The organism is Nocardioides sp., assembly GCF_047607365.1.
In the GTDB taxonomy this organism is placed as follows: domain Bacteria; phylum Actinomycetota; class Actinomycetes; order Propionibacteriales; family Nocardioidaceae; genus Nocardioides.
In genome coordinates this window covers 17,737-27,534 of sequence record NZ_JASGDD010000156.1, presented here as the reverse complement: position 1 = coordinate 27,534, position 9,798 = coordinate 17,737, and the positions used below count along the sequence as shown (strand labels likewise).

Genomic DNA, 9,798 nt, shown 5'->3' with positions numbered 1-9,798 from the left:
GGGGGCCGGGGCCGTGGGGGCCGCGTCGTCCGCCGCCGGGGCGGGGTCCGCGGCGCCCGGGGCGCTCGTCGTTCTCGTCGTTGCTCGATGAGTCGAATCGTTCGGTGTTCATGGTGAGCTCCTTTCATCCTTAGCTCGCCACGACAGTATCACGATATATCGCGACTGTTCAAGATCGTCTCGGAGTCGTCGCGCCCCTCCTCGCGCCCCTCCTCGCGCCGGAGGTCCGGTCGGCGCTCAGCGGGGCGAGGTGAGATCGCTAAGAGGTCGCGCGGGTAGGGCGTCCTGCTGCGCGGCGCCTCGGCACGCACCCGGCGGCGTTGTCACCCCTTGACGGGCCTCCGGCCCGCCTTCGGGCCTCCGCCTTGCCGGGCACGCACCGAGACGCCGCTCGCGACGGACGCCCTACCCGCGCGACCTCTAAGGTGAGGAGGTGATCGTCCTCGCCACCGACGCCGCCGACGACCTCAGCCGGTGGGCGCGCGGGTCGGGGCTGGAGGTGGTGCTCTGGGTCACCGGCTCGGTGCTCTTCGCCCGTACGGTCACGTGGCTGGGCAACCACGCCGTCGAGCGGATCGACGTCGCCGGCGACGGCGTCGACCGCCTGGTCCGCTCCGAGGAGGCCAAGCGGAAGCACGCCCTGATCCAGGTGATCTCGTGGGTCCTCGTCGTGGTCGGCTACATCCTCGCCGCCGTCAAGGTGATCCAGGCCCTCGGCTTCGAGCTGAGCGCCATCGTCCCGGCCGCCACGGTCGTCGGCGTGGCCGTCGGCTTCGGCGCCCAGCGGATCGTGCAGGACCTCCTCGCGGGCTTCTTCCTGCTCGCCGAGCGGCAGTACGGCTACGGCGACCTCGTCCGGGTCTCGGTCGCGGGCATCGGCGCTCCCGTGCTCGGCACGGTCGAGGAGGTCAGCCTGCGCATCACCACCGTCCGCACGTCTGCCGGCGAGGTCGTAATCACGCCCAACGGCCAGATCGCCCAGGTCACCAACCTCTCGCGCGGCTGGGCCCGCGCGCTGATCGACGTCCCGATCCCCGTCGAGGTCGACGTCAACCGGGTGACGGGCGTGCTCCGCGACGTGTGCGCGGCCGCCTTCCGCGACCCCGACCTGCGACCGCTGCTCCTGGACAAACCCTCGGTGATGGGCGTGGAGTCGATCGAGGTCGACCAGTTCAAGGTGCGGGTGGTCGCGCGGACGCTGCCCGGGCGGCAGTTCGACGTCGGCCGGATCCTGCGCGGCCTGATCACCGAGGCGCTGAGCGCCGAGGGCATCCGGGTCGCCGCGCAGCTCGCCGCGAGCGAGCCGACCGGGACCGAGCCGACGGGCGCGGGCGCATGACCGACGAGGGACGGCACTGGCCGGCCAAGGCGCCGCGCCCCTCCACGGTGGGTCTGGCCCTGGTGTTCGTGGCGACGCTGGTCGTGTGGATCTTCGTGCGGCCGCCGGCGGAGGACGCGACGCCCGCCGTGACGACGCCGACCACGTCGTCGACGCCGACGCCCGCGCGGAGCGCCTCGCCGAGCCGTACGCCGACGGCCTCGGCGACCGCCGGCGCGTCGTCGACGCGGTCGGCCGAGGCGTCCGAGTCCGCGGAGGGCACGAGCACCTCGACCCCGTCCGCCACCCCGACGGCCGAGCTCAGCGGCTCGCCGTCGGCCACCCCGACGTCGGCGTCGCCGAGCGCCGGCACGACATCGGCGCCGCCCACGACGGCCGCCGCGTCGCCGACCTCGACGAGCACGCCGTGAGCAGCGGCACGGTCTCGCGCAGCTCCGTCGGACTGCGCAGCGACCGCGGACCGGTCCTGCTCGGTGTGATGCTGAGCGTCGGGCTCGTCGCGATCGACTCCACCATCCTCGCCACGGCGGTGCCGAGCGTCGTCGACGACCTCGGCGGCTTCGCCCAGTTCCCGTGGCTCTTCTCGGTCTACCTCCTCGCGCAGGCGGTCACCGTCCCGATCTACGGCAAGCTCGCCGACGTCGTCGGCCGCAAGCCGGTCATGCTGGTCGGGATCGGCCTCTTCGTCGTCGGCTCGCTGCTCTGCGGCCTGGCGTGGGGCATGGTCCCGCTCATCGTCTTCCGCGCGGTCCAGGGGCTCGGCGCCGGTGCGGTCCAGCCGACCGCGATGACGATCATGGGCGACATCTACACCCTCGAGGAGCGCGCCAAGGCGCAGGGCTACATCGCGATGGTGTGGGCCTCGGCCAGCGTCATCGGCCCCACACTCAGTGGTGTCTTCTCCGACTACGTCTCGTGGCGGTGGATCTTCTTCGTCAACCTGCCGCTCGGCCTGGTCGCCGCCTTCCTCATCCAGCGCGACTTCCACGAGTCGCTCACCCGCACCCGTCACCGCGTCGACGTCCTCGGCGCGACCCTGCTCACCGGCGGCGGCGTGCTGCTCCTGCTCGGGCTGCTCGAGGGCGGCCAGCGCTGGGCCTGGGACTCCACGACCGGCATCGCGATCTTCGCCGTCGCCGCCGTCCTCCTCGCCGCCTTCGCGTACGTCGAGGCCCGAGCGCCCGAGCCGGTGCTGCCCCTGTGGGTGTTCCGCCGGCGCGTCCTCAACGGCGCCAATGCCGGGAGCTTCCTCGTCGGCCTGGTGATGCTGGGGCTGTCGTCGTACGTCCCGCTCTTCACCCAGCACGTCCTCGGCACCGGCGCCATCGTCGCCGGCCTCGTGCTGGCGGCGATGACCATGGGGTGGCCGCTCTCGGCCAGCAACGCCGGCCGGGTCTACCTCTCCGCGGGCTTCCGCGCCACCGTGCTGCTCGGCGCCTCGCTCGCCGTCGCCGGCGGCCTGCTGCTCCTCACCGTCGACGCGGACAGCGCGGTGTGGTGGGTGGCGGTGCCCACCTTCGTGATGGGCCTCGGCTTCGGCTTCCTGGTCAGCCCGGGTGTCGTCGCCGCGCAGACCAGCGTCCGGTGGTCCGAGCGCGGCGTCGCGACCGGCGCGAACATGTTCGCCCGCAGCGTCGGCAGCGCGGTCGGCGTCGCGATCTTCGGCGCCGTCGCCAACGGCATCGTCAAGGACCGCACCGGCTCCGTCCCCGCCAGCCTCGAGCAGGTCCCCGCCGACGTCCTCGCGCCCGCGATCCACACTGTCTTCGTGGTCGCCTGCGCCCTCACCTTCCTGCTCCTGCTCACCGCCCTGCTGTTCCCGAAGCACGTCGAGGTGCACGAGTAGCCGGTGACCGTCAGGCCGGCCACCACGCCGGCCCGATCCACCTCGTCACGCCGGGCACCTCTCGCGCCGGATCGAGCCATGCGTCCGGATCGGCGTCGCCGCCGGCCCTCCAGCCATCGCGGTTCCGGGTGGCCGAGGACGACCCGGACCGGGCGTGGGTCACCCCGCCCGACAGCACCGCGAGGATCCGCTCGTCGAGCATCTCCAGGAGAGGTGCCGAGCCGTCGTCGCACGCGTCGCAGCCGCAGCCGGGCAGGAGATCGATCAGCACCGTGCCGTCGGCCTCGGTCTCGACGCCGACCTCGATCCCGAAGGGTCCCCCGTCGACGACGTTCGGTGCGACGAGGAGGCGGACGGCGCCGGGTGCGCGCGGCGTCACCCGCAGCATCCGCTCGGGCCGATCGGCGCGACGGACTCCGGCCCACGTGCTCGCCGGCACCTCCTCGGCATGCGCCATCCCGCGCGCCGTCAGCACGTCCACCCAGGCGTCGACGCGGGCCGCGAGGATCTGGTACTTGCCTGGATCCAGGCACCGCGAGTACTCGCTCCTCGAGCGGCTCGCGATCAGGGTGCGGATCGGGCCAGGCGGGGGTGGCGGCGCCGGTCCGCGTGAAGGCGTCGTCAACCTCGGCGAGGAGTGCTGCGAACGCGTCCACGCCCGGCACCCTACGGCGCCCGGCGGGTCTCCGGCACCGAGTAACGTCGCGGCCATGACGTGCCAGCACGACCTCGGATCCGAGTCGGCCTACACCGTCGACGCGTCGAGGGTGACCTTCGGCGTCGGTGCCCTCCGCGAGGTGGCCGACCGCCTCGCGCCGTACGCCGTCCGGCGGGTCGCCCTCGTCACCGACCCGCGCGTGCGCGAGTGCCTGGACGACCTGGGCGTCCACGATTCGCTCACCGCCGCCGGCTTCGAGGTGACGGTGTTCGACGAGGTCGCCGTCGAGCCGACCGACGAGTCGCTCGCGACCGCGGTCGCGTGGGCGCGCGAGGCGCGGCCGGACGCCTTCGTCTCGCTCGGGGGCGGGTCGGTGATCGACACCGCCAAGATCGCCAACCTGCTCGCGACGCACGACGGCGAGCTGATCGACTACGTCAACGCGCCCATCGGCGGCGCCCGCGCCGTCCCCGGGCCGCTCAAGCCGCACCTCGCCTGCCCCACCACGTCCGGCACCGGCTCCGAGGTGACCGGCATCGCGATCTTCGACCTGCTCAGCAGGCACGCCAAGACGGGGGTCTCCTCGCCCGCCCTGCGTCCGACCGAGGCGATCGTCGATCCGCGCGTCACGGCGACGCTGCCGCCCGCGGTCGTCGCCGCGAGCGGCCTCGACGTGCTCTGCCATGCGCTCGAGTCGCTCACCGCGCGGCCGTTCACCGCTCGCGACGCGCCGGTGCCCGCGACGAGCCGCCCCGCCAGCCAGGGCGCCAACCCGTGGAGCGACCTCGGCTGCCGCGAGGCGCTCACCCTCATCGGCCGCCACCTGCGCGACGCCGTCGCGGGCGACGAGCAGGCCCGCCACCAGATGATGTGGGCCGCCACGCTGGCCGGGATCGCCTTCGGCAACGCCGGCGTCCACGCCCCCCACGCGATGGCGTACGCCGTCGCCGGCCGCGTCCGCGACTACCGCCCCCCGGGCTACCCGCAGGAGATCCCGCTCGTGCCGCACGGCTTCGCGGTGGCGGTCAACGCACCGGCGGCCTTCCGGTTCCTGGCGCCGACGGCCCCCGCGCGCCACCTCCTCGGAGCGGCACTCCTCGACCCGACTCTCGCCAGGGAGCTGACTGCTGGTCAACCTGTCCCGATGGACGCCCTCTGGGCCGATTCACCGGCAGTCGAGTCGCGGGCGGATGAGGCCGGCGACGCCGTGGCCGAGACGCTCGCCGCGCTGATGCGCGACGTCGGCGCCCCCAACGGGCTGGCCGGAGTGGGCTACACCGCCGACGACGTACCCGCGCTCGTGGAGGGCGCCGCGCCGCAGCGCCGGCTCCTCGACAACGCTCCCGCCCCGATCCACGAGGACGAGCTGGCGAGCATCTTCGAGCAGGCCGTGAGCATCTGGTGAGCGGGCCGCAGGGCACGCCGCCGGCCAGGCCGGAGCCGCCGGCGCTCGCCGACTACCCGCACCACATGGCGCTGCAGACCCGGTGGATGGACAACGACATCTACGGCCACGTCAACAACGTCACCTACTACAGCTACTTCGACACCGTCGCCAACGCCTGGATGGTCGAGCACGGGCTCGACATCCAGGGCGGCCCGGTCATCGGCGTGGTGGCCGAGTCGGCCTGCCACTACCACCGCGAGATCGCCTTCCCCGACGCCCTGACCCTCGGCCTGCGGGTCGACCGCCTGGGCAACCGGGCCGTGACGTGGGGCATCGGCATCTTCCGCGCCGAGGACGGCGCGGCGGCCGGCGCGGTCGCCCACGGCACCTTCGTCCACGTCTTCGTCGGCCGGGACGACCGCCGCCCCGTCGTCCCCCCGGAGCCGTTGCGCTCCGCGCTCGCGGAGCTCAGCGCGCTCACAGCGCGCTGAGTGGGACCGTAGTCGCACCGACACGCTGCCGAAACGATTCCGCTCTTTACTTTGCAGGGTCCTCTCGGGCTCCCTCGCGAAAGAGAGCAGCGCAGTCATGACCCCCCACCCCACCCGCCTGACGGCCGCCGCCCTGGCGCTCGCCGTCGGCGCCGCCGGATTCGCCGTCGCCTCGCCCGCCCGGGCGGAGGTGACCGACCAGGCCCACCCGGCGGGCACCTCCGACAGCGGTGCCTACCTCGCGCCCTTCTACACCGAGGGCGACCTCACCGGCGACCAGCAGATCACCTCCGCCGACCTCGACCTGGTCCGTGCGGCGCTGGGCACCACCTCCACGGGCAGCGGCTGGTCGGGCGTCGCCGCGGCGGACCTCGACGGCGACGGCACCCTGACCGTCTCCGACCTCGCCGCGCTGGCGCAGAAGGTCATCTACGACGACGGCTCCTTCGACCTCGTCGAGGCCAGCGCCCTCGACATGCAGAAGGCGCTCAACGCCGGCGTGATCACCTCGGTGGAGCTCACCCAGGACTACCTCGACCGGATCGCGGCCTACGACGCCACCGTGGTCGACACCTCCGGCACCGGCCGCGCGCTGAACTCGATCATCACGACCAGCACCGCGGCCCTGACCGCGGCGGCCGCCAGCGACGCCGCGCGCAAGACGGCCGGCCACGGCACCGGCATGCTCGACGGCATCCCCATCCTGCTCAAGGACAACTACGACACCTCCGACATGCCGACCTCGGCGGGCTGCGGCTGCTGGGAGACCAACCAGACCGCGACCGACGCGACGATGGTCCAGGGCCTGCGCGACGCCGGCGCGATCATCCTCGGCAAGGCCAGCATGGACGAGTTCGCCTACGGCTTCGTCTCGCAGTTCAGCGCCGGGTCGGCCGCGGGCAGCAGCAAGTACGTCGCCAGCCCCTACAACACCGCGCAGTCGGCGGGCGGGTCCAGCGGCGGCACCGGCGCCTCGATCTCGGCCAACCTCGGCGCCATCGGCTTCGGCACCGACACCGGCGGCTCCATCCGCGTGCCGTCGAGCTACAACCAGCTCGTCGGGCTCCGTCCGACCGTCGGGCTGACCAGCCGCGACGGCATCGTGCCGCTCGCGCTGAGCCAGGACACCGGCGGCCCGATCGCCCGCTCGGTCTCCGACATCGCCGTCGCCCTCGACGCGGTCGTCGGCACGGATGCGGCCGACTCCGCCACGTCGGGCACCGACGCGCAGCTGCCGGAGTCCTACACGTCGTACCTCGAGGACGGGTCGCTCGCCGGCAAGCACTTCGCCTACTTCACCTCGATGCTTCCGGCGTCGACCGCCACCAGCGCCGCGCAGATCGCCGCCCGGCGGATCTTCCTGGACGCCGTGGCGACGCTCCGCGCGGCGGGCGCGACGGTCGACGAGATCGACCCGTCGACCATCCCGGCCGACTCCACCACGGGCGTGACGATCTCGAAGATCCTCAACGAGGGCAGCGGCAGCACCAACGAGTTCAAGCACGATCTCAACGTCTACATCGCCAACCACCTCGACCCCGACGTGACCAACCGCTCGCTGGCCGACATCATCGCGTCGGGCAGGTACGTGCCGTCGTACGCCAGCGTCTACACCAGCCGCAACGCCGTCACGCAGTCGACCTACGACAGCTGGATCGGCACGTCGGACTCGCCGGGCACGCACACCGCCCTGATCCAGAACGGCTCCGCCTACCTGACCGCCTACATGGACCAGACCGACCTCGACGCGGTGATCTACCCGTCCACCACGACCTACGGCACCTACTCCACCAACCTCCGGCTCAGCCCCAACACGGGTATGCCGGCGATCACGGTGCCCGCCGGCCAGGACAACGCGAGCGAGGTCTCCTCGGGTGCCGCGGCCAACGCCAACGTCAACCTGGAGTTCCTCGGCCGCGACTACTCCGAGGGCGACCTGATCTCGCTGGGCTACTCCTTCGAGCAGCTCACCAAGGCCCGCACCACGCCCTCGCTCTACCCGGCCCTGGCCGGCGAGTCCTACGCGGGCCCGGGCGTCGACGCCGACGCCCCGGGGGACGGCAGCGTGACGGTCGGCTCCACCGCCTCGACGCTGAAGCCCGGCCAGACCTTCTCGGTCACGGTCGACGAGTCGGCCGACGACCTCTACGCCTACGACCTGTCGCTCGGCTTCGACCCGTCCGCGGTCGAGCTCGTCTCCACGAGCACCGACGGCGGTACGACGGGGAGCGACTCGGTCACGACCGGAAGCGGCTCCGTCCGCCTGGTCCACACCAAGCTCGGCTCCTCGCCCGGCGCGGAGGGCGACACCTTGCTCGTCACGGCGACGTTCAAGGCGCTCAAGGCAGGCACGGCGAAGGTCGACGTCACCAGCCTGACGACGGTCGACTCCGCCGGTGACCCGACCACGGTGGTCACGCCCGGCGGTGCCACGGTCGGCATCACGGCGTTCGCCACGACGACCACCGCCCACCTGGCCAAGTCCTGGAAGAGGCCCGGCGCGAAGGTGAACCTCGCGGTCGCGGTGGCCTCGCCGGCCGGCGCCGTCCCGACCGGCACGGTCCTGGTCAAGCTCGGCAAGCGGACCTACCGCGCCACGCTGGTCGACGGCAAGGCGGTCCTCAAGGTCATCGCGCCTCGCCGGGCGAAGGGCGCCACGGGGCCGAAGCGGCGGACGGTGAGCGTGGCCTACGTGCCCACGACCAACTTCCTCGCCTCCTCGGACAGCGTCTTCCTGACCGTCCGGCAGCGCTGAGACCGGGCAGGACCCCCGTCCGATCCCTGTCGGTGACCCGCGTCCCGGAACCCCCGGAACGCGGGTTACCGACGGGTAACTTGGTGGCGTAGACTCGCGCCCATGGCTCTCAAGCGCGACATCTACGAAGCAGACCACGAGGACTTCCGCTCCTCGGTGCGTCAGTGGCTCGAGCGTTCGGTGATCCCGAACAGCGAGAAGTACATCGCCGACAAGGCACTGCCCCGCGAGTTCTGGCTGGAGGCCGGCGAGAACGGCTTCCTCGGCCTCGCCCTCGATGAGGAGTACGGCGGCGCGGGCGACTTCCGCTTCAACGCCGTCCTCGCCGAGGAGCTCGCCAAGGTCAACGCGGCCCTGCCGACCTGCGTCGGCATCCACGCCGACATCACGGCGCCCTACATCAACGAGCTCGGCACCCCCGAGCAGAAGGAGCGATGGCTCCCCGGCGTCGCCGCGGGCGAGATCCTCCTCGCCATCGGCATGACCGAGCCGTCCGGCGGCTCGGACCTCGCGGCGCTGAAGACGACCGCGACGCGTGATGGTGATGAGTGGGTCATCAACGGCTCCAAGACCTTCATCACCAACGGCTTCTCCGCCGACCTGGTGATCACCGCCGTCCGCACCGACCCGGAGAAGGGCCCCAAGGGCATCACCCTCTTCGCGATCGAGGCGACCAAGGAGGGCTTCAGCCGCGGCCGCAAGCTCGACAAGGTCGGCATGGAGGAGTCCGACACCGCCGAGCTCTTCTTCGAGAACGTCCGCGTCACCGACAACGAGATCATCGGCGAGCTCAACATGGGCTTCATCCACATGATGCAGAAGCTCCAGCAGGAGCGGCTCTCCTGCGCGGTCGCCAACCTCGCGCACGCCAAGCAGATCCTCATCGAGACGCTGCAGTACACCAAGGACCGCAAGGCCTTCGGCCAGTCCATCGGCCAGTTCCAGCACAACAAGTTCCTGCTGGCCGAGCTCTTCACCCAGATCGAGGTCTCCGAGGCGTTCCTCGACCGCTGCGTGCTCGCGCACAGCAAGGGCGAGCTGAGCCACGTCGAGGCGTCCAAGGCCAAGTGGTGGACCTCGCAGGTCCAGTCCGAGGTGCTCGACCACTGCGTCCAGCTCCACGGCGGCTACGGCTTCATGAACGAGTACCGCGTCGCCCGCGCCTGGCGCGACGCCCGCGTCACGAAGATCTGGGCCGGCTCCAATGAGATCATGAAGGAGCTCATCGGCCGCGATCTGGGCCTGTGACGCTCGTGCGCTGAGCGCACAAATCGTTACCGCACGGTGACCCCGCTCCTGCCGGACGACTGGCAGAGTCCGGG

General features: G+C 72.1%; 7 protein-coding genes. 6 read left to right on the top strand and 1 reads right to left on the bottom strand.

Annotated elements, in window-relative coordinates; all coding sequences use genetic code 11:
• Positions 1-433 precede the first annotated feature (433 nt).
• Entirely contained in the window at positions 434-1,339 is a 906-nt protein-coding gene (locus QM572_RS12505) for a mechanosensitive ion channel family protein (RefSeq protein WP_415093568.1), read from the top strand.
• Between the two features lie 85 nt (positions 1,340-1,424).
• Complete coding sequence (locus QM572_RS12500) at positions 1,425-3,185, top strand: MDR family MFS transporter (protein ID WP_415093566.1); 1,761 nt, start codon at positions 1,425-1,427, stop codon at positions 3,183-3,185.
• A gap of 10 nt (positions 3,186-3,195) precedes the next feature.
• Here the strand turns inward: QM572_RS12500 and QM572_RS12495 are convergent, their stop codons facing one another.
• Positions 3,196-3,897, bottom strand: a complete 702-nt coding sequence (locus QM572_RS12495) for a DUF6226 family protein (protein WP_415093564.1) — start codon at positions 3,895-3,897, stop codon at positions 3,196-3,198.
• Between QM572_RS12495 and QM572_RS12490 the strand changes: the two genes are divergently transcribed.
• The 4 genes from QM572_RS12490 (at position 3,896) to QM572_RS12475 (ending at position 9,724) form a co-directional block, all read left to right on the top strand.
• Positions 3,896-5,248: a hydroxyacid-oxoacid transhydrogenase gene (locus tag QM572_RS12490; RefSeq protein WP_415093562.1), complete on the top strand. Its 1,353-nt coding sequence runs from the start codon at positions 3,896-3,898 to the stop codon at positions 5,246-5,248. The two genes, QM572_RS12495 and QM572_RS12490, sit on opposite strands and share 2 nt — an antisense overlap.
• Positions 5,245-5,721, top strand: coding sequence for an acyl-CoA thioesterase (locus QM572_RS12485; protein WP_415093560.1), 477 nt, complete (start codon positions 5,245-5,247; stop codon positions 5,719-5,721). The genes QM572_RS12490 and QM572_RS12485 overlap by 4 nt, the downstream gene beginning before the upstream one ends.
• Positions 5,722-5,818: 97 nt before the next feature.
• Positions 5,819-8,476, top strand: a complete 2,658-nt coding sequence (locus tag QM572_RS12480; RefSeq protein ID WP_415093558.1) for an amidase family protein — start codon at positions 5,819-5,821, stop codon at positions 8,474-8,476.
• A gap of 102 nt (positions 8,477-8,578) precedes the next feature.
• The gene (locus QM572_RS12475; protein ID WP_415093556.1) at positions 8,579-9,724 is read left to right on the top strand and encodes an acyl-CoA dehydrogenase family protein; all 1,146 of its coding nucleotides are present in this window, start codon (positions 8,579-8,581) and stop codon (positions 9,722-9,724) included.
• Positions 9,725-9,798: the final 74 nt, after the last annotated feature.

Bases quoted from the DNA above. Each gene is read 5' to 3' on its own strand.
- QM572_RS12490 (WP_415093562.1), top strand. From the start codon at position 3,896: ATGACGTGCCAGCACGACCTCGGATCCGAGTCGGCCTACACCGTCGAC.
- QM572_RS12495 (WP_415093564.1), bottom strand. From the start codon at position 3,897: ATGGCCGCGACGTTACTCGGTGCCGGAGACCCGCCGGGCGCCGTAGGG.
- QM572_RS12480 (WP_415093558.1), top strand. From the start codon at position 5,819: ATGACCCCCCACCCCACCCGCCTGACGGCCGCCGCCCTGGCGCTCGCC.
- QM572_RS12475 (WP_415093556.1), top strand. From the start codon at position 8,579: ATGGCTCTCAAGCGCGACATCTACGAAGCAGACCACGAGGACTTCCGC.